General features: G+C 67.9%; 1 protein-coding gene. It reads right to left on the reverse strand.

Annotation, left to right across the window (positions count from 1 at the left end; translation table 11 throughout):
- Positions 1–11 precede the first annotated feature (11 nt).
- Positions 12–23,675: a non-ribosomal peptide synthetase gene (locus Bsp3421_RS01750; RefSeq protein WP_273995517.1), complete on the reverse strand. Its 23,664-nt coding sequence runs from the start codon at positions 23,673–23,675 to the stop codon at positions 12–14.
- Between the last annotated feature and the right edge of the window lie 40 nt (positions 23,676–23,715).

A 23,715-nucleotide genomic window follows, 5' to 3' on the forward strand; every position in this document is an offset into this window, starting at 1 on the left:
CGCAAGCAGGTTCAGCGTCCAGACTGGACCACCCGCAGTGCAGCCTGCGGGTCCAGCTCCTGGTTGATCAGATGGTCGATGACCGATGCATACAATGCTTCGTTGAAGGCATCGGTGTGCTCCTCGTCCGCGCGGCCAGTGCCGTCGCCGGCGTGCGCGACGCGCTCCTTGTCGCGTGCCGTCGGGGCGCGCCAATACGAACCGCCGGCGAACGGATAGGTCGGCAGATGGAGTCGGCGCGGGCGAGCGACCTCACCATCACACAGACGCGCCCAGTCGACCCGTGCGCCGTCGGTCCAGATACGCGCGAGCGACGCCAGATCGCGATCGTCGAGCATGCGTCGCGCCACCGCATCGGCCTGTCTAGCCGCCGCGCCGAACACGCTCGCATCGGTGCCGGTCGCGTCTTCTCGGGCGAGCCAGTCCCTCAGCTGGTCGAGCGCCCCCTCGACGCTATCGGCGAGCCACGCGACGCGCCAAGGCATCGGCTCTCGGCCGGTTTGCAGCGTGAACGCCAGATCGGCGAGCGCTACGCCGGCCCCGTCCGTCTCGAGATGACGCACGAGGTCAGCCACTTTCCGGCGTAGCCGATCCGCGCTCCGAGCGGAGAGCACAAGGATCACGGGGCCTTGCGCGATGGGCGTCCGCTCGTCGCGGCGCATGGGCGGCTCGGCGACGATCACGTGCGCATTCGCCCCTCCCGCGCCAAACGACGACACGCCCGCGATGCGCGCCGGGGAACCTCCGCGCGTCACCCGGGGCGTCCAGTCGGCCAGGTTCTGCTGGACTCGGAACGGCGTGCGGCTGAAATCGATCTCCGGATTACCCTCGGCCGCATGCAAGGATGCGACCAACTGGCGGTGCCGGAGCTGTAGCAATACCTTCGCGACACCTGCGACGCCGGCCGCGCTTTCCAAATGGCCGATGTTCGACTTCACCGAGCCGATCGGACAGGCGGCGCCCGTGCCGTCCTCGATGTCCGTCGATCCTTCGAACACATCGGTGAGCGCCGCGATCTCGATCGGATCGCCGAGCGCCGTGCCGGTGCCGTGCGCCTCGATGTAGCCGATCTCGGCCGGCGCCACGCGAGCGCGCTCCAGCGCACGGCGCAGGGTTTCCGACTGCCGTGCGGGATTGGGCACGGTGTAGCCGTGAGTCTTGCCGCCGGCATTGATCGCGCTGCCCTTCAGCACGCCGTGGATCGCATCGCCGTCGGCGAGCGCCTTGCGCAGCGGCTTGAGCACGAACACCCCGACGCCCTCGCCGTCGACGAAACCGTCCGCATCGGCGCCGAATGCCTTGCAGCGATTGCCCGGCGACAGCATCGTCATTGCGCACAGCCCTTGATACTGGACCGGATCGACAATCAGACTGACCCCGCCGACAATCGCGGCGTCGCACGAGCCGCAATGCAGACTTTCGAGCGCTGTGTGCAGCGCCGTCAGAGACGAGGAACAGGCGGTATCGATGGCCATGCTCGGCCCGGACAAATCGAAGCAATATGAAACCCGGTTGGCGATCGACCAGAAGTTCGGCTGCGCGTTGTAGGTCCCGTTCATCGCGCCAACGAACACGCCGACGCTGCCGGCTTCGCTGAGCCCGCACGGCGTATAACCGGCATCCTCGATCGCGCGATAGGCTTCCTCAAGGAACAGGCGTTCCTGCGGATCCATTTTTTCCGCGTCCTTCGGCGAGATCTGGAAGAACAGTGGATCGAAACGGTCGATGTCCTCGATGAAGCCGCCCCAGCGGGTGTAGATCCGGTCCGTTTCGCTGAGTTCGGGGTCGTCGTAGTCCTGCCAGCGCCAGCGCGCCGGCGGCACTTCGCTGATGCAGTTCACGCCATCTCGCAGAATCCGCCAGAACGCCGCGAGATCGGGCGCGCCCGGAAACCGTCCGCTCATGCCGATGATCGCGACGTCGGAATCCGCGATGCCATCGTCCGGAACAGCCGGACGTATGCCATGCACGGCGCCGGTACCGCGATCGCCGACAGCGGCGACGGCCGAGGCTTCATCCGCTCCCGGCACGGCACCATGCGCGTGCTCGAGCAGCCGCTCCCGTTCGGCGAGCCACAGATGTTCGGTCAGCGCGCGTACCGTCGAGACCTTGAACAGCAGCGGACTTGTGATGCCGTCGAAATAGCGGCGCAGCTGGTTCGTCAGCTGGACGACGAGGATCGAGTCGAGGCCGATCGACTGGAAGTGCTCGTCGGGAGGCAATTCATCCAGATCGATCTTCAGCGTATCGGCGACGAGCCGCTGTACAAACGCAAGCGCGCCGTTGAAGCGCATCTCCTCCGACACGGTCGCCGTTGTACCGTGCGAATCGCCCGTGCGGGTGGACCGCGCCCGCACATCGGGCCTGGTGAGCGCGCTTCCCGTCGCCGGCGACGCGTCGGCCGTCAGCGCCCGGCGCACCACGCCGTCGCTTTCGAACACGATGATCTGCTGCCCGAGCGCATGCTGTTCGCGCGCCGGGAAACCCAGTGGACGCAGCCCTTCAGCCGCGCCGAGCGTGGCCCATGCGCTGGGCGACAGCGCGGGGCCACCCGGGATGCGCAGTTCGGGATCGACGCTCCGCCACCAGCCGGGCAGCAGGCCGAACGTGACGTGTCCAAGCACGTTCACCTCGCTGACTTCGTTGACGACCGCAATGCCCGACGGGCGCAGGATCGCCTTCAGATGCCGCATCGTGTCGCGCATCGACGCGGTCGCGTGCAGCACGTTGGTTGCCAGCACCACGTCGTAATGGTTCTCGGCGATCCCCTGCCCGGCCGGCGCCTTCTCGACGTCGAACCGTTTCGTCGACAGGAATGGGTAGCGCTCGCCGTAGCGCGTCTCGCCGTGAATCAGGAAGGCCTTCGACACATCGGTGTAGCAGTACTCGGCGATATGCGCGCGCCACGGCTCGAGTCGGCGCAGCAGGCCGTCGGTCGTGCCGCCCGTGCCGGCGCCGATTTCCAGCAGGCGCAGCTGCGCGTCCGGCTGCATCCGCACCCGCGCCTCGACATACGCGGCGATCGCCTCGCTCTGCACGTGATTGAAGTGGTCCGATACCGCGTTATTCCGGTAAATGCCTTCGACACGCGAGATGCCGCCGCCCGGGAACATCACGTCGGTCGCCGCGACGTCGCCGCGCAGGATCTCGCCGAGTGCGCGCAAACACGACTCGAGCAATTCCAACTGCGCGACATAGCCGGGCTGTTGCGCGTACTCCTCGGCAAGCCCGCGCCAGTCCTGCCACAGCGCATCGAGCGAACAGGCCGGCGCGCGACACGACAAGAACTCGCCGTCGACGGACAGATGACCCGCCGCGACGAGCAGGCGATGACTCTGTGCGAGCCACGCCGCGTAGGCGTCGACATGCGGCGGCGCATCGGCGCGCAGCCGCTCGTCGAACGTGCCGGCGGGGGCGTTTGCGCCGCTCGCTGGCGCGAGCGCGACCTGCTGCAGCGTCGCCAGCATCAGCCGCTCGGCCAACGCTCCCACGCGCTGCCTGAAACCGAGTGTCTCGCGGCTCACCGCGTCGAGATCGGCGGCCGGGCGTGCCGCGAACCGCGCCGCCTCGACCGCCGGGATCGTGCGCGGATAGCGGCATACCAACGTGGTCGAGTCGTAGTGCCGCGCTGCGATGGGCCGGGCCGTCCTGACGTATGCGACCTGCGAACCGGGGCGCGCGAGCAATGCGTCGATCGCGCGCAGACCGTCCTCGGCGCTGATCGAATCGAGCCCCGCGGCAAGTGCCCGTTCGCGGTGACGCGCGCCGGCCACGATGCCGACGTCGCCCCAATAGCCCCAGTTGATTACCTTGACGTCGCATGCCAGCCGGGTGTCCAGCTTGCGCGCGTAAGCGTCGGTGAACGTGCAGCCGGCCACGTAGTTGCCCTGCCCGGCCGAGCGCGAGAACGCGTTCAGCGACGAGAAGAACAGCACGAAGTCGAGCGGCTCCCGGGCGAACAGCGGATACAGGTTCGCGCAGGTCTTCAGCTTGGCGTCGTAGCTCAGACGGAATGCTGTCTCGTCCATCCTCGCCAGCGAGCGATCCGCCAGGACGATCGGCGCATGCACGATGCCGTGGAGCGCGCCGAATTGCTCCATGATCGCCGCGCGGGCGCGTTTCAGCGCGACGGCGTCGGTCGCGTCGGCTTGCAGATAGGTGATGCCGCCGCGCCCGAGCGCGGAGAGCGCGGCGAGATGCGCGCGGATCTCGTCATCCGGTGCGCGTCGCCCGAGCCAGACGATCTGCGCGCCGAATCGCTCGATCATGTGGCGCGACCACGTCCTGCCCAACCCGCCCGCGCCGCCGATCACGAGATAGACGCCGCCTTCGCGATATACCGGATCGGCACGCCCCTCATCGACGACGCGCGCGAGACGCTGGCGGTGCCAGCGGCCGCCGCGATGCACGCGCACGTCGCCGTCGGCGCCGGCCGTCGTGATGAGATGCGTGTCCAGGCGACGGAAGAAGCGGCCGTCGTCGACCGGCGCGTCGACGTCCCAGTGCCGTACCGTCCAATGCGGATATTCGTGCGCCACCGTGCCAACGAGGCCGACGACGCCGGCATCGGAGATGTCGTTGTCGGTTTCATCGCCGAGCGCGTGCAGCCTGCGCGTAACCACCGTCAGCGCAAGCGGCACGCTATCGAGACCGGCCTCGATCAGCGCATTGATCAATCGGAACAAGGGCAGGATGCCGCGTGACTGGCGCGCAATCAGTGCGTCGGGGTCGAGGTCTGGGTTCTCACCGCCGCCGCTGATCCAGAGCAGATGCGGAGCCTCGGCCCTTGCCGTCTCGGCATACGCCTTCAAGGTTCGGCGGAAGGCGTCGTCCGTGCCATCGAGGCTGTCGAAACAGATGACCGTGCGCGTCCCCTCCAATGCGGCGCGCACGGCCTCGTTCGAGCCGAACACCCAGAGCTCGCGGGGCCCGCTCGGCACCGCCCCGTCCTGCGCAGGCAGTGATTCCCAGACGGGGCTCAGCGTGACCTCGCCGGCGGGCAGCAGGCCGCCATCCCCGGTAACGGCGCCCTCATCCCGAGGCGCTGAAGCGGCCGGCGCGACCTGCTGGCGCGTGTGGAGCCCGCGAAGCTCGATCGCGATGCGGCCATCGGGCAGCGCTATATCCATGTCGACGCTCGCCGCGCCATCGTCGCCCGGGCGGATCCAGGCCCACAGCCGCGACGCTCGCGGCGGCTGCACGATGCGTATCTCGTCGAGCGCGAACGGCAGGCTCGCCTCGTGCTGACCGCGATCGATCGTGAGACCGATGACCGCCTGCCAGGCGGCATCGAGCAATCCGGGATGGAGCCGGAATGCCCCGGCGGCGTCCACGCTGCCGGCTGGCAGCGCGATTTCGGCGAGCACGTCGCCACTGCCGAGATAAAGCCGTTCGAGCCCGCGATGGCTGGGCCCGTATTCGATGCCGACCTCCCGATAGCGACGGTAGCACGCCTCGGCCGACACCCGCGAGCCGTCCCGCTCGGCACGCATCCGTTCGAGGTCGAGCGTGCGCACGGGGGGCATGGCCGTCAGCGCGACCTCGCCCTCGCCGTACGTATCGTCACCGCCGACACCGAGCCGGTAGCGCCACGCGCGCGGCACGGCCCCCGCGGACAGGCTCAGCGCGACATCCGAATGCGCCGCGCCCCAGATGACAGGCCGCGACCAGACAACGTTGCGTAGCGTGGCACCGCTGTCGCCTGTTTCTCCGGCTGCAAGGCAGGCGGCCGCCAGTGCCATCTCGAGGCTCGCGACGCCGGGCAGCAGCCGCTGCCCCTGGACCCGATGATCCGCGAGGAAACACTCCTCGCCGCTGAATATCGAGGCAAAGCGGCGGATGCCCGCCTCGGCGGACACCTCGCGATGGAGCAGCGGATGCAGTACCGATGACGCCGCGCTGACTGACCGAGGCGCTTCGGGTAACCAATACGACTTGCCTCCGAACGGATAGGTCGGCAGGCTGACCCGCCGACCGCGCGCGGCCAGCGGTCCGCGCCAGGTGTCAATCTCGCCGCGCACCCACGCCCCAAGATCGCGCAGCACTTCCGGCGCGCGCTCGGCGAGGTCGTGATACGCCCCGGCGAGCAGGTGCGCGTGACGCGTGGCGCTATCGTCCCCGGCGCGGCTGACGACGACGCCATGCGCGGCCAGCGTCGCCGCATCGTCGCCCGCGTTGACGCGCGCCAACTTTCGTCGCACGTCGTCGATATCGGTGGCGAGGAACGCGAGCCGGTGCGGATGGGTCTCGCGCCCGCGATCAAGCGTGAACGCGAGATCCCGCAGCGACGGCATGGCGGCAGTCGGCGCGGACAGAAAGTCCAGCAACGCGACGGCGATCGCGTCGAGTTCCGCCGGCCGCCGGGCGGACAACCCGATCGCGACTGGACCCGACGCGGGCTCCGGCACGTTGCCTGGAGCGGCGGCCGGATACGCATCGGCGGCGTCCAGCACGATATGCGCGTTGGAGCCGCCGAGTCCGAAGCTGCTGACGCCGGCACGTCGATGCGACGCGGGCCAGTCGCACGTTTCGCTCGCCAAAGTGAACGGGCTGTCATCCAGCTCGAGATAGGGGTTCGGCTGCTTCAAGTGCGGATTACCGGGAATCTTGCCGTGCTTGAGCATCAACACCGTTTTGATGAACGCGGAAATCCCGGCGGCGGCCTCGAGATGGCCGATGTTTGCCTTGACCGAACCAATCGCGCAATGTGGCGCCTCGGCGGGCCGGCCGTCGGCAAGCTCGGCGAATGCGCGCACCAGCGCCTTGATCTCGATCGGGTCGCCGAGCGCGGTGCCGGTACCATGGGCCTCGACGTAGCCGACGCTGGCGGGATCGATGCCTGAACGTCGATAAATATCGACGATGAGTTGGCGCTGCGCATCGGGATTCGGAGCGGATGGCGAGCTGGAACGTCCGCCGTGATTCTCGCCGCTCGCGACGACGACGGCGTCCAGATGGTCGCCGTCCGCGAGCGCGTCGGCCATGCGCTTCAGTACGACGACCCCCACGCCTTCGCCTCGGCCGAAGCCATTGGCGCTGCTGTCGAAAGTCTTGCAGCGTCCGTCCGGGCTCAGCATGCCGGCGGCCACCGCCGCCTCGGTGACGGCGGGATTCGCAATCACGTTGACACCGCCGACGATCGCGATCTCGCAATTGCCGCAGGCCAGGCTCTCGCAGGCACGATGAATCGCAACGAGCGAACTCGAGCAGGCAGTGTCAATCACCTCGCTCGGGCCGCGCAGGTCGAATTGGTACGACGCGCGGTTCGCGATCATGAAGTGCGCGAGGCCGAGGTGAGTCGCCGACTCGGCGCCGATCCGGCTCAGCCATAGATCGCGGTAGTCGCTCGTCGTCACACCGACGAAGACGCCGACTCGCCGCTTCGCCAGATCGCCGATCCGGTAGCCGGCGTCCTCGACGGCGCGCCACGCGCATTGCAGGAACAGACGGAACTGCGGATCCATGAACTCCGCCTCCATCGGCGTCAAGCCGAAGAATTGCGGATCGAAGCGCTCGATGTCATCGACGAAACCGCCTTCGGACGGCGTCGTCACGCTGCTGAGCAACGATGCGCGCGGGCCGGTCGCTCGACCGACGAGGTCGAGGTTCTCCGTCAGGTTGCGCCAGAATGCGTCGGGGCTGTCCGAGCCGGGGAAGCGACAGCTCATGCCGATCACGGCGACGCGGTCGCGTGTCGTGACCGGATCCGCTTGCCGCGCGGATTCGCCGGATGCCACGCCGGCAGCCTGCGCGCGACGCGATTCATCGGCCGAATCGCTTACCGACGCAGGCTCGTTCGAACCCACAGCGGCACGTGCGGAAGCCGGCCGGCCCCCGAGATGCGCAGCCAGCCTGTCGCGGTGAGACGCGACAAGATGATCCGCGACATCGACGAGCACCGGATACTCGAAAAACAGCGTTGGCTGCAAGGTCAACCCGACCCGCGCGCCGAGATCACGCGCGAGACCGATCAGGCTGATCGAGTCGTAACCGAGATCGAGGAACAGTGCGCCGTCGTCAATCTTGGCCGCGGCGATGGTCTGCTGGGCCGCAACCGTCGCCTTCAGCAGGTCGAGCACAGCCGCGCGCAGCCGCGTGGATTCCGGCAAGTCGATATCCGCCGCGTGCCCTGCCGCGACGCCGGCATCAGGTTCCGTCTCGACGAAACGGGCATCCAGGGCTCGCACGATGCGCTCGCGGTCAGGACCCGGCGCGACCAGCAACACACCGTCTTCCGGCGTCGCGATCCGGCACGCGTTCAGCACCGCATCGAGTATCGCGAGACCCTGGTCCGTCGTCAGCGAATCGAGTCCGGTCCGCTCGCGCATCAGTGCGCGGCGTTCCGGCGCCATCGCCATGCCGCCGTCGAGCCAGAGCGGCCAGCCGATCGCGAAGCTGCGTCCGCGACGCCGCCCCCCGAGTGCGGCGCGATTGCGCTGCAGGGCCAACTGATTCAAGTAGGCGTTGGCGACCGCATAGGCAGCCTGCCCCGGGCTACCCAACGCGGACAGCGAGGAGAACAGCACGAAACACTTCAGGTCCAGGTCGCGCGTCGCATCATCGAGATTCGCGCCGCCACGCAGCTTCGAGGCAAACACGGGCTCCGCATCGACCGCGCGGCCGTGACGCAGGTACGCGTCGCCGATCACGCCCGCGGAGTGGATCACGGCGTCGATACGGCCGTGTTTCGCCACGATGCTCGCCACCGCGCGCTTCACGTCGTCCGCATCGGCGATATCGACCGCAAGCGCGTCGAGACGCTCGCCCGCCGTGCTCGCTGTCTCACGAAACGCCCGCCATGCGGCCGGATCCACGCTGCGCCCGCTGATCGTGACGCGCAGCCCGCGCGCCGCGAGATCGCGCGCCACGTGCTGCCCGATCCCGCCCATCCCGCCGACCAGCCAGACGACATCGCCGGGCTCGAGAGGATGCGCCGCGAGCACGCCGTCGCGGCGCTCATCGGCCGCCGCGCGGGCGGGGAGCTCGGCCGCCGCGACGCGACGCGTCTGTCGTTCGCCCGAGAGCGCGAGGCGCACTTCCGGTTCATCGGCTTCGGGACTCAGCAGTTCGCGCCTCAAGCGCTCGCGATAGGCTGCGGCTGACGGATCAGCGACGCCTGCCGGTGCATAGAACACGGTTTTCGCGGCGATGCGCTCGTACTCCAGCGCCGCCGTCGCGATCAGCGCTTGCAGGCTCGGCATCGCTTCGTCGCGGCACGCGTCGTGAACGAGCATCAGCAGATGCACGGCGCGGGTCCCGGCGCCATCCGCGACGGCTCGTATCGCCTCGAAAGCCTGACGGTACGCTGCCTCGACGCGACCGACGCGCGCCATGCCATCGTCGTCTACGATCGCCCCGCACGGCAGCGGACACAGGCGCGCCGCCGGGTCGAGATCGCGCAGCCACGCGTGCAGCGCCGTGTCGTGATCTGGTACGAAAAATAGACGATCGACGGCGTCGTCCGCGCGCGCCGTTGCCGGGGCCGGCGTTGGCGCGTCACGCCAACGGGGCGTGCCAGTCATCACGGAAATCGCGGCACGGCTCGAGCCGGCGTCGGCCGCATCCGGATGGTCACTGGACAGCCAGGGCCGCACGGAGTAGCCGCGCAGTGACGCCGTGATGCGCCCGTCGGCGTCGAGCAGGTCGATATCGTAGCGATCCAGCATTGCCCGTTCGCCCGACACGCGGCGCACGTGGATATACCCGGCATCCGTGGGCCGCGCGTGATCGATCATGCTACCGATCCCATACGGCAGGCGATGCGCGCCGGTCTCGCCGCGTGCCGCAATCCATATCTCGACGGCACCCAGCGCCGCACTCAGTATTCCAGGGTGCCAGTGATAGGGCCCGCTCTGCCCGGCCGGCAGCCTGTACGCGGCCAGCGCCTCATCGGCCCCGTGCTGCAACCATGTCATCACCTGGAACGGTGCGCCAAACGACGAGGTCGCCTCGACGAGCGCGTTCATCGCATCACGCGCGAGACGCGTCGAGGTACGGCGCAGGATCGCGTCGACGTCGACCGCGCCGATCGCATCGGGCACGGCCTCTTGCGCCCAGCGGCCCACGAAGTGCGTGGTCTCGCGACCGTCCGCGCCGGTGCTGACGACGCGGCAATGCCGCTCGCCGCTCGCTTCCATCTGTACGGTGATGGGAGCCGGCCGCGCGCCGCCCGGGAGGTCGGGCGCCTGGTAGGGCGCGAGCCAGAAGATGTCGCGCAGCACACCGCCGCGCGCGCCCACGCGCTGGCTCACTTCACGTGCCATCTCGAGATAACAGGCAGCCGGCAAGATCTTCACGCCCGCGATCCGATGACCGTCCAGAAAAAATTCATCGCCGATGAATTCGCTGCGATAGCGCAAGTCAGGTCCGTCGACCCGCTCATGCACGAGCGGGTGTATCGGCGCCGCGATGCGGCGGCGCCGTGCCGGCGCGGAGCGGCAGCCCCGCATCGCGAGCAGTAGACGGCCCTCCTCGTCGAACACGTCGATATCGTGGAGCATGCTGGACGGGCTATGTTCGCGCGCGCCTTCGCGACCCTGGCGGATCCAGACCCAGCTCGGATCGGACGGTGCGTCCACGATCGTCAGGCTGTCCATCGCATACGGCAACGGGAGCACATCGGTGCCGGTGCCGAGCACGTTGCCGATGTGGACCTGCAACGCGGCGTCCGTGATGGTCGGCGACAGCAGGTAGCCGTCGTCGATCCCGGCGGCGCCCGAGCGGCCGACCTGCGCGAGCAGTTGATCGCGGTAGCGATAGAGTTTTTTCAGGCCGCGATGGCTCGGCCCGAATTCGATGCCGAGCGCGGCAAACGCGCGGTAGCACTCGGCCACGTCGAGTTCCTCCGCCTGGCGCCGGAACGCGCTCAGATCGAGCAGACATGACGCGCCGGCGTCGTCGGTGCGCATGATCTCGACGCTTCCGCTGCAATGAGTCAGACGCGCTGCAGCGTCGTCCGGCTCGGCAAGCCGACTCTCGATCACGAAGCGAAAGCGCGGCGACAATGCCACGGCGGCGTCGCGCTCGAGTCGCACCTCAACGACACGCGGCCCGGCGGCAAGCGACAACGGGTGTTGCCAGATCACGTCGCGCAGTACGACCGGATCCGTCGCGGGCGCCTCGGGCGCGGCCTGCCGGGCCGACCAGCGCGTCATCTCCCAGTAGACGACGGCCGGCAGCCAGGATTCGCCGAGCACGCGATGATCTCGCAGGAACGGCTCGCTGCCTTCGAGACGACGCGAGAAGCGCCACACCGGGCCGATCCCGGCCTCCGCCACTTCGAGCGGCGGCCAAGGATTGCGTTCCTCGCCGGGCGTCTCCACCCAGTAGGATTCGCGTGCGAACGGATAGACGGGCAGACGCACGCGACGGCAACCGCGGCCCGTCCATCGCGCGGAATCGAGCCGGCCGCCGGCCACGAAGCGCCGCGCCTGCGAGATCAGGTCGGCGTCGCCGACGCGATCGGCGACATGCGGCGACAGCGCCTCGTTGGCGTCGCCCTGGAACACCGCCGTGGACGTCGATGGCGACGACGGGACGCCGGCGCCGCAGTAGGCGGCGAATTCCTCGACGCTGCTTGCGACGCAGGCCCAGCGGTAGCGCATATGCCGTCGACCGTCGGCCAGCGTGAAGGCGATGTCGGCGAGCGACAGATCGCGTGCGGCGCCTCCGGACGCGAACGCAGCCATCCTCTCCAGTTGCGCGTTCAGTTGCGCGTGCGTCTGCGCCGACACCACGAGCAACTCCGGCTGGCCCGGCGCGGACCTCGGGTTCCCGAGCGCGATGGGTGGCGCCTCGGCGATCACCACATGCGCATTGGTGCCGCTGAAGCCGAACGAGCTGACCGCCGCCATCCGGCGGCGGCCGGTCTCGACGCGCCAAGGACGTAGGCGTGTATTGACGTAGAACGGGCTGTCGTCAAGCTCGATCTCGGGATTGGGGCGTTCGAAATTGCATGACGGCGGCAGTTGGCGATGACGGAGCGCGAGCAAGATCTTCAGCACGCCAGCGATACCCGCCGTCGTCGTCGTGTGCCCGATATTGGTCTTCACCGAGCCGAGCGCGCAGAAGCCGCGATCCCGCGTGTAGCGGCCAAACGCGTTGGCGAGCGCGGTGAACTCTATCGGGTCGCCGAGTGGGGTGCCCGTCCCGTGCGCCTCGACCATCTGCAGCTCGCGCGGGTCGATACCGAAGCGATCGTAGACGTCGGTTTCGAGTTCCTCCTGCGAGCGCGCGCTAGGCGCCGTGATGCCGTTGGTGCTGCCGTCCTGATTGATGCCCGACGCGAGGATCACGCCATCGATGTGATCCCCGTCCGCGATCGCGTCGCCAAGCCGCTTCAACACGATCGCGCCCACCCCCTCGCCCGGCACAAAGCCGTCGGCACGCGCGTCGAACGCATAGCAGTTGCCGGTCGTCGACAGCATGCCGGCGCGCTGCGCCTGCTGGTAGAAGCCGGCCGTGCATTGCACGAACACGCCGCCGCACAGCGCCATGGAGACCTCGCCGCTGCGCAGCGCGGCGCACGCCATGTGCAGCGCGACGAGCGAACTCGAGCAGGCCGTGTCGATCGCGACGGCCGGGCCGTGCAGGTCGAGGAAGTAGGAGATGCGAGCCGGAATGACCGACACCGCATTGCCCCAGTACGATTGAATGGGCGGACGGGCGCGCGTGTCGCCGTCGGATGCGCCGGGCCCGGGGAACAATAGATGATAGTCGCCGCCCGAGCAGCCGACGTAGACGCCGCAGCGTCGCTGCTTATCCAACTCGCCGGCGTGGCCGGCATCCTCGAGCGCCTTCCACGCTTCTTCCAGGAACAGGCGCTGCTGCGGGTCCATGTAGCGCGCCTCGGTCCCCGAGATCTTGAAGAAGAACGGATCGAATGTGGACAGATCGTCCAGGAAGCTGCCGGTCTCGCAACGCGCGTCGCCGTCGCCGAGATCCCAGCGCGTCACGGGCGCGATCAGGCTGGTGCCGGACGCGAGGTGGGACCAGAATGCGTCGAGGTCGGGCGAGCGCGCGAAGCGGCCGCTCATCCCGATGATCGCGATGTCGTCGTCGCGTACCACGCGCGCGCCCGCGCCTGCCGGTTCGGTCGCACCGTCCGGCGCGCCGGACGCCGCAGCGTCCCGCGCCGGCAGGTTCGCTCCACGCTCGCGTTCGCGCGGCCGGGGCGCGCTCGACTGGTCGACGCGCACGACGATCTTGCCGATATTCCCGCGATCGGCAAGACGACGATAGGCATCATGGACGTCACGGAACGCGACGACCTCCGAAATCGTCGGCCGGACGACGCCCTGCTCTGTCAGCGACACAAGCTCATCCCAATACCGCGCGATCTTCCGCGGATCCCGTGCCCCCATGCGCGCGAGATCGACGCTGTAGAAAGTCTGGTTGTCGGATAGCGACGACAGGTCTATGCTGCGTGCGCTCCGCAGCGAGGTCATCGCGATCTCGATGTAGCGGCCACCCGGTCCGAGAGAGTCGATCCCCTTCTGGAGTGCATCGCCACCGAGCGTGTTGATCACGACGTCGACTCCACCCGGCGCCAGCCGCGCGAGTTCCTGGGCGAAATCCTCCGTTCGATAGTTGATCGTATGCGCGATACCGAGATCACGCAGATAGCGCAGCTTGGCCTCACTACCGGCCGTCGCGAAGATTTCCGCGCCGCGGTGCATCGCGAGTTGCACCGCGATCAGCCCGGTGCCGCCTGTCGCGGTCTGAATCAGTATCCGCTCGCCGCGGGCGAGCGCGGCCTTGCTGAATGCGTCGATCATCGTGATGCCGACGATCGGCAACGCGCAGGCTTCCTCGAAGCTCCAGCTCGCGGGCTTGGCGAATACCTGGCTTGTCGTGCAGATGACCTGCTCCGCATGGCAGCCCTGGCACAGGCAGACGACCTCATCGCCGGGTCGGAACGTGCTGACGCCCGCCCCGACCTCGATCACGACACCGGCTGCCTCATTGCCCGGCACGAATGGATACGGCGGCATGTTCGGATAGAGCCCGCGCGCGCACAGCAGATCCGAGAAGTTCAGCGAGAACGCGCGCACCGCCACGCGTACTTCATCGTGATCGAGCCCACGCGATGCGACAGCGGCGATCGACAGATCTTCGATCTCGCCGGGTCCATCGATCAGGACTGCGCATATCGACCCTGGGCCGGCGGCCGGCGGCGCGCTCGCCGTTCGGCTCGGTTCGGATTCGCGCGCCGACAGCGCCGTCGCGGCGGCGCGTGCGGGCGCGACATCGGGCGCGGCCGCATCCGGTGGCGTGCTCGCTTCGGTCTGCACGGCTTTCGCAAGCGCCGCGCCGTGTCGCTCGCACAGGTGGGCCGCAAGCCGGCCGACGGTGTTGTGATCAAACATCACCGTCGTCGCGATGCGCAGGCCGAACAACTTGTTGATCCGGTTCACGATCTGCACGCTGATGATCGAATCAACGCCCTGATCGGCGAAGCTGCGATGCAAATCGATCTCGTCCTCGCGGACACGCACCGCGCGCGCAACGTGCTCCCGCAGCATCACCGTCACACGTTCGAGTACATCGCCCGTGGCAGCCCGCGAGGACGGTCCAGCCGCCGCATTGGTCGCCGTTTCGCACGGCGCGGGAGCTGGCGCCGAGCCGCCCGCCGCCTCGGTCACGCGATGTCGGTTCGTCAGATGCGCGGCGAGCTGCGCGACGGTGTTGTGATCGAACAGCTCGATCGTGCCCAGCTGGATTCCCAAGCGCGCATTGAGCCTATTGGTCAGTTGAATCGCGAGAATCGAGTCAAGTCCGATGTCGGAGAAGCTGCGTTCGTGATCGACATCGGCCGGGTCGATCCGCAGGACTTCCGCGAGCAGCGTCGCGAGTATCGGTTCGAGCGCGGCGCCGGAGCCAGGCGCGGTGGCGCCCGTCCGCGCGGCGCGGCCGCCGCGCACCGCGTCCGCGCCGCGGGCTTCATCGCGCTCGGCGCGCAACCATGCGCGTTGCCGGCATTGCGCGACAATCACCTGCTGGCCGAGCGGCTGTGCGTCGCCGAGGGGGAACTGCACATCGACAAAGCCCGCGCGCTCGAGTTGGCGCCGCCATTCGAGCGGAGACAAGCCCGGGCATCCCGGGATGCGCACCGGCTCGTCGTCGTAGCGCCACCAGCCCTCCAACAACCCAAAGGTCAGATGAGAGAACGCACAGTTCTCGCTCATCTCGTTCAGCACAAGCACGCCACCGTCGCGCATGAACGCCTTTGCATGGCGCAACGTGCGGCCGATATCGCGCGTCGCGTGCAGGACATTGGCGGCGATCACCATGTCGTAGCTTCCGAACTTGTCCGCATGCGGATGGTCATCCGTGGTCGGCGCTTCGATGTCGAGAATCGCTGTTTTCAGAAACGGCGCATCTGCTCCGTATGTATCCTCGGCATAGAACAGGAACGACTTCGACAGATCGGTATAGCGGTATTCTTCGATCTGCTCGCGCCACGGCAGCAGGTTCGGCAATACCTTGCTGCTGGTCCCGCCCGTGCCGGCCCCGATCTCGAGAATCCGCAAGCGCACGCCGCGCTCGCGCGCCACGCGATGACGAACGTGGTCGATCACCGCTTCGGCGACACCCTCGTTGAAATAGTCTGCGATCGGATGATTGCGATGCACGTTTTCGACGAGCCGCATCGACGAGTCGGGGAACATCACCGTGGTCGCGGCAAGCTCACCCCGCAGAATCGCCGGCAGATTGCGCAGGCAGGCGTCCATCAGCTCGATACCGGCCCGAACGCTTAGATGCGCACGATAATGGTCGCGCACCCTCGCCCAAGCCGCATGGGCGTCTTCCGTCGCACGCGTTGCGTGGCCTGTCGCTCCGCCCGACACGTCGATCAACGCGTGGAGCTGGAGCTGCCGGCAGCTTTCCTGATACCAGCGCTCATAAATCGCGGCGAGGCGACTTCGCGGTCCGGCCCGGTACGCGCCGTCGTGCGTTCGATCGACCGGCAGCGCGTCAAGCGCGCCGAGTACCTGGCGCACCATCAGCAACGCCGCGTGCTCGACCACTGGATCGCGCAGGCCGTTGTGCTCGCGCAGCGCGTCGACACGCTGCAATAGCCGGCTCCAACCCTGCGCGTCCGGATGCGAACGATGAGCGTCCGTGGGCGTGCCGGCGGGCCGCGCATCCGTCGCCTGCGGCGTGTCGATAGCCGCGCCGCGAGCACGCAAACGAGATTCGATGGCGATTTGCCGCATATGATTGTCCTGCATGAATTGAGCCAGTCGTTGCATTGCGGCTTCGGGTTCGACCGATCCGACGCCGGCCGCCGCCATCCGGCGGCGGTATTCCGGCGTCGCGACGGCCCCGACATGCCCCCAGTACCCCCAGTGGACGAGCTTGACAGCACATCGCCGCTGGTCGGCCAACGCCATCGCATAGGCATCCTGGAAGCTGCAGCCGGCCGCATAATTCGATTGGCCGGCAGGGTTCACGAACGAGATCGTGCCGGAGTAAAACAGCATGAAGTCGAGATCGCCGTCGCCGAACACGCGTGCGAGATTCACGGATGTCGCGACCTTGGCGTCGAGCGCGCGCGCGAATTGCGCGTCGCTCATGGCCGCGATGCCCCGATCGTCGAGCACCAGTGCCGAATGGACAACACCGTGCAGCGTGTCCAGACCCAGCTCGGTGAGGCGATGCCGCGCGCGGCGCAGCGAGGCCGGGTCGGTCGCATCGGCTTGCAGGTAGATCGGCGCGGGACCGAGCTTGCCGAGGCGCGCGATCTCATCGTCGATCTCGCGATTGCGCGGCTTTCGGCCCAGCCAGACCACGCGCGCGCGATAGTCTCGGATCATCGTCTCGGTCCACGTGCGGCCAATGCCGCCCGCACCGCCCAGCACCACATAGTGACCGCCTTGCCGGTATAGCGTTGGACACGACGTGGGCATGGCCGTCTCGACGAGGCTCCGCGTGAACCAGCGGCCGTCGCGCCAGGCGAATACGACCTTGCCCTCCGCGTTTGGCCAGCCCGCTGGCGTCGGCAGGTCGGCAAACCCGCCCACATCGAGCAGACGCACGCGCCAATGCCCATACTCACCCGCGAGGCTCTGCGCCAAGCCGATCAGACCGGCATGCACCGGTGCAATCGAATCACCCGCGCGCACCCGTTGCGTGCGCTCGACGACGAAGGTGCAGTCGAGGTCGACCTGCTCGAAGCCGTGGCCGATCAGCGCCCGCAACCAGCGAAATACCGCGACCACGCCGTCGCGCTGTGCGTCGATCAGCGCCGCGTCGTCGATGCGCGCAGCGCCTGCCGGCAGCGCAAACACCAGCGCGGCGTCGGCGGGCAGCGCGGCCAGCGCCGGACCATCCGGCTCCGAGCGCAACGGCACATAGCGCACGACACGGCCCGCGAAACACGCGACAAGCTCGGCGGGCGGAACCTCGCCGATGCCGAACAGCACGATGGGCGCCGTCGAGACGCCGGCCTCGCGCCTCTCATCGAGCGGGGTCCAGGCAATCGTCAGCGTGTGCAGAGGGGCAGTATCGGCGTCATTTTTCTGCTGCGCGGCCATCTCGATGGGGTTTGGCGCGGGTAGCGCTCGGTCTTCGTTCCCCCCGGGCAGCGCCCGTGTGACGAATTCGCGTATCGCGACCAGCAATGCGCCAGAGGCGCCATGAACGAAGATGTCGTACCGCGCCTCGCGCGCCGTCGCAACCGGTTCGTGGCCCTGTACCCGCACCCACACTTCCGCTTCGAGCGGCGCGAGCACGTCGACGCGCTCGACGAAGAACGGCAGCTTCTGCCTCGCCGGCATCATCCCGGACCACTGCCCGGGGTCACCACCATGACGCCGGACCCTGTCCAGGAGAACGCTCGCCTGCAACGCGCAGTCGAGCAGCGCCGGATGCAGCGGGAACGTGGCGAGCGAGCTGGACACCGACTCGGGCAGTCGCACGCGCGCGGTCAGTCCCATGTCGTTCCAGCCCGCTTCGACGAGGCCGAGGTAGGTCGGCCCGTACTGGACTCGCCCGGCCGCGATACCGCGATACCAGTCGGCCCCGTCGATCCGGTTTTCGGTTAGCGCTTGCCGCAACGCCTCGGGCGCGATCCACCCGTCCGTGCCGTCCACTTTGCCGCTTGCCTCAAACGCGAGCGCACCCTCGGCGAACATGACCCGCTCATTCGTCGCGTCATCGACGCCCGTCAACCGGAACGCGACAGGGGCACGCCAGTCTTGTCCGACACCGCGCGCGGCCAGCTCGACGCACAGCGACAGCGCCTCACCATCGCAGATCACCGGCCGCAACCAGACGACGTGCTCGATCTGCAACCTTGCCTCGTCGGGAACGGCCGCATCGGTCATCGCGGCCGCGCGGAGCAGTTCGAAGGTCATCACGGCGGGCAGCACGCGGCGGCCGTCGACGCGATGGTCGTCGAGGTAGTCGTCGTCGCGGCGCAGCCGGATGTGGACCTGCCTCGAGCCGTCCGTCGCGAGCTGAACGGCGAGGCGCGGCCCCGCCGTCCCGGCGGCCGTGGACCGGGCCGCGACCTCATAGCGCCGGCGTGCGAACGGATAGGTCGGCAAATGCACGCGGCGCATCGCCGCGCCGGCATGCAGGAGCGACCAGTCGACATCGTGCCCCTCGACCCACAGCGCGGCCAGCGCCGACAGATCGCGGCGCGCGAGGCCCTCGGCGATCGCGTCGGCCGCGGCGCCCGGCGCGGATGGCGCGGCGTCGGGCCGCGAGCACACGATCGCGGCAGGCCACGGCGCCGCCGTCGCGCCCTCTATCGCTTCGGCTGCATAGCGCTCGAGCAGCTCGGCGGCCTCCTGCGCGCCGGTTGCGATGATCGCGAGCCGGTGCCGCATCGGCTGGCGGCCACGTTGCAGCGTGGCGGCCACTGCGTCGAACGGCAAGTCCGGATGCACGACGAGGAACACCGACAGCGTGCGCGCCATCGTCGGCAGCAGCCGTGGTTCGGCGGCCGACAACAGCACCAATCGAGGCTCGCCCGTCGGCGCGTCCCTATCGGGCGACGCGGCCCGGACGTCGGGGCAGGCCTCGAGAATCGCATGCGCGTTGGTGCCGCCGAGTCCGAATGAACTGAGGGCTGCGCGTGGCGGACATGCGCCCTCGGGCCACGGCGACGCCTCATGCGGCACGCGAAAGCACGACGACGCCCAGTCGATCGCCGGGTTCGGCGTGGTGACGTTGATGGTCGGTGGAATCATCCGATGCCGCAACGCCAGTGCGACCTTGATGCAGCCGGCCAGCCCCGCCGCCGTGTCCAGATGGCCGATGTTCGGCTTCACCGAGCCGATCGCGCAGAATTGCCGAGCCCCGGTCCGCTGCCGATAGACCTCGTCGATCGCCATCACCTCGACAGGATCACCGAGCCGCGTGCCGGTGCCATGCGCCTCGACGTAAGCAATCGACTCGACGTCGATGTCAGCCGCGCGTTCGAGGGCCGTCCGAATCACACGGCCCTGCCCCTGCGCGCTCGGCGCGTAGAAGCCGCTCTTCTGGCGGCCGTCATTGTTGACGGCGATGCTGCGCAGGACCGCGTAGATCGCGTCGCCATCCTCGACGGCCTGCCGCGCGTTCTTCAACACGATCACCGCGACGCCCTCGCCCGCCATCATGCCATCGGCATCGACATCAAAGGTCCGGCAATGCCCCGTACTCGAGAAGTTGAGACCCGGCTGGTAGAGAAATCCAGCATTGGCGTGCGGGAACAGTGTCGACGCGCCGACGATCGCCTGCCGGCATTCGCCCGCCCGCAGACTCTTGAACGCCGCGTCGATCGCAACCAGCGACGATGAGCAATTGGTGCCGATTTGCATGCTCGGGCCGGTCAGGCCGAGCTGATAGGAAATCAGCGCCGCCGTCGAGCCGCCCTGCGACATCACGTAGGCGAGGTAGCGGTCTTGTTGCTCGATATCGGGGGCGTTGTCGAGCAACGTCTGATAGCCGCTGTTGCCGGTCGAGACGAATACGCCGGTGGCGTCGAATTGCCCCGGCACATAGCCGGCATCCTCGACGGCCTTCCATGCATGCATCAGCAACTGGCGCGACTGCGGATCGGCGAATTCGGCGAGCTTCGCCGACAGCTTGAAGAAATCGGCGTCGAAGCGGGTCTTGCCGGGAATCGTGAAACGCGCCGACACATAATCGGGATGGCTCGCGAGATCGGGCGCGACACCCGCTTCGTCGAGCGCGGCGCGCGTCAGCCACTCCACGCTCTCCCGACCGGCCAACAGGTTCGCCCAAAATTCGAGATGGTCCGCGGCGCCCGGAAATTCGCACGAGATACCGATGATCGCGAGGCTCTCGTCGTAATAGTCGGGCACGACGGGCGAGGCGCGCGACAACTCGTCAGCCGCCGTCGCGCGCGGTCCGACGGACACCGCCGCGTCGCTCGAGTCAGGGCGCGTCGCGTGTGTCTCCAGATAGGCCGCGATATCACGCACCGTTGCATATCGGAACAGCTTCGCGGGCGTAAACGCGTGACCGAATGCCTGTTCGATGGCGCGCGCGAGCAGCACCACGGACAGCGAATCGCCGCCCGCCTCGAAGAAGCCCTGATCGAAGTGCGCCGGCGCCACGCCAAGCACCTGCTGCCAGAGTTCGCGGATCCGCTGCTGGGTCGCGCTGGCGCCGGCTACGTCGCTATCGGTCGAGGCAAGCACGATCGGCCGCCGGCTCAGCGATTGCCTGTCGAACTTCCCGTTGCCCGTCAACGGGAGTTCCGCGAGCGCGACAAAGAAGGCCGGCACCATGTATTCGGGTAATCTGGCGGCGACGAAGGCGCGCAGATCATGCGATCGCGCCTCATCGTCCGTCGCCGTGTCCCGCGCACGGTAATAGGCGACGAGATGTTTCGTGCCGTTGGCGTGTTCGTGCGCAATGACGACGCCCTGCTCGACGACCGGGTGCTGATTCATGCACGCTTCGATTTCGCCCAGTTCGATGCGGTAGCCGCGAATCTTCACCTGTGCGTCGTTTCGGCCGATGTACTCGAGTTCGCCGCGCGCATTGCGGCGGGCCAGGTCGCCTGTCTTGTAGCAGCGCACGCCGGATATCGTGACAAAGCGCTCCTGTGTGAGTTCGGGCCGGTTTAGATAGCCGCGCGCGACGCCCGCCCCGCCGACGTACATTTCGCCGATCTCGCCATCCGGCACCGGCGCACGGTGCTCGTCGAGCAATTGCACGTCGAGGTCGGGAATCGGATGACCGATCACCGAGGCGCACGCGCCCGTCACATCGGCGGCTGTCACCGGCGCATGGGTGACGTGGACGGTGGTCTCGGTGATCCCGTACATGTTTATCAACGCCGGCCGGCTATCTCCGTAGCGCTCGATCCATGGCGCGAGTCGCCCGAAGTCGAGCCTCTCGCCGCCGAACACGACAAGGCGCAACGCCAATGGGCGCCGCGGCGGGCCCGCCGTCGCCGCGCGCACGACTGCGTAGAATGCGGCCGGTGTCTGATTGAACACAGTCACTTGCTCATCGGCCAGCGTCTCGAGCAGCCGCACCGGATCCTTGCGCTGCGTCGTGTCCAGGATCACGAGACGGCCGCCGTAAAGCAGCGCGCCCCAGATCTCCCAGACCGAGAAATCGAAGGCAGCGGAATGAAACAGCGTCCAGACATCGTCCGGGCCAAAGTCGAACCAATGGTTTGTGCGGTCAAACAAACGCAGCACGTTGCCATGCTCGATCATCACGCCCTTCGGTTTGCCCGTGGTGCCCGAGGTGTAGATCACGTAGGCGAGATCGCCGCGTCGGACATCGGGCAGCACGAGGGTCGGCTCGCGCTCGACCGCCGCAGCGATCGCCGCGCCGTCCCGATCGAGCACGACACGGTGCGCGACGCTTTCGACCGCCGCCTCCGAGATCGAGGTCGTGACGACGAAGCGTGCGCCGCTGTCCTCGCGGATCATTTCAATACGCTGCGCCGGCGAGCCCGGATCGATGGGTACGTAGGCGGCGCCGGCCTTGAGGATCGCGAGGATCGCGGTGATCAGATCAGGCGATGGCGTGACGCACAGCAACACCAGGTCGCCCGGCCGCACGCCGAGCGACACGAGATGCCGGGCCAGCGCGTCGCTGCCGCGGTCGAGGTCGCCGTAGGTCATGTGGCGGCCATCGAAGCTCAGCGCGCGTCGCGCGGGATCCCGGCGACTGAGCGCCGTGAAGCGCGCGCAAAGGCTCTTTGCATCCGCGGCAGGACCATGCGATGCCGGCTGCATCGGGCCGGCGCCGTGACGCCGATCATCGCGCGCCGTCAGCGCGCCGATCGTACGGTCAGGGTCCGTGAGCGCATCGTCGAGCACGGCGACGAATGCGTGTCGCAGCGCCTCCGCGTCGTCATGTTCGATCACCGCGGTCTTGTATTTCAGGTTGACGGTCCATCCATCGCCGGCCTCGACGACTTCACAGGTAACCGGATATTCGTCGCGCTGAAAAATATCAGCGCCGAAGGCAAGTTCGACCGAATCGCCGACCCGATCCGGCAGTGTGCCGATGTCGATCTCATCGCCGAATTTCTGGTAAGTGAACACGGTCTGGATCGACAGCGGCGCATCCGCATGGCGCGGCAGCGCCTGCAGCAGTCCGGCGAACGGATATCCGTGATCGAGCGCGCGGTAGACGTAACGCTGGCAGCCGTCGAGCCATTGCGAAAACGTCTGCGCCGGATTGAGATCACAGACCACGGGCACGAGATTCGTGAAATTGCCGATCGTCGACGCGAACTCTGCGCCTGGGGGGCGGCCGAGCGTCGGCAGACCGAGTGTGAAGCGCCGCGTACCGCGCCACGCCGACAGTGCGAGCGTAAAAGCCCCCATCAGCAGGGTGGATGGACTGAACGAACCGGTCTTGCGCAGCGTGCGCATCCGCATGGCGCGATCGCCGTCGATCGAAAAGGACAGCCGGCTGGTCGCGAATACCGATGCGTCATCGGCGGCGGGCGGGAGGTTGAGCGCCGCGTCGAGCGGCGGCAAGCCATCAGCGCACTGCGTGCGCCAGTAGGCCAGACTCTTCTGTCCCGCTGCCGAGTCGAGATGCGCGGCCTCGCGCTGCACGAAATCGAGGAAGCTCGCGCCGCCCAGCGCCTGCGGCAGCGTGCGCTGCTGCTTCAGCGCGCGGTAGTCCTGCCAGATCGTTGACAGCCAGCGGCTGACGGAGCTGCCATCGCAGATGATGTGATGCACCACGAGCAGCACGACCGTTTCACACGACGACGCTTCATAGATATGGATTCGGTAGAGCGGTCCGTCGTGGAGCACGAACGGCACGGCGGCGTCACGCTTCGCGTGCGCGCGGCAAGCGTCGAGCGACTCGCCGGTCGCGGATTCGTACCATGCCAGTTCCCGCATGGAATCGATGCGCTGTATCAGCGCGTCGCCCTCGGCGACGATGCGCGCGTTGAGCAGTTGGTGATGATTCAGGAACCGCTGACAGACGCGCCGGAACAGCCCCCTGTCGAACCCGGCGCCGACCGTGCAGGCAACGGCTACGTTATAGAGCGGGTCCATCGGGTACAACATTTGCCGCGACCAGATACCTCTCTGGTTACGCGACAGCGGCGCTTGGGCATCGGCCATGAAGTGCCGCTTCAGCCATGCATCAACCTCCTCCGTCGGCACGATCTCCCGCTTGCCATCCTCGACGTTCCCGGGTGCCGCCAGTCTCTTTGCGTCGCTCATTGAACCGCTCCCATCATGCCCTCGCCTCATGAAACTCCCC

The sequence above is a fragment of the Burkholderia sp. FERM BP-3421 genome, from assembly GCF_028657905.1.
In the GTDB taxonomy this organism is placed as follows: domain Bacteria; phylum Pseudomonadota; class Gammaproteobacteria; order Burkholderiales; family Burkholderiaceae; genus Burkholderia.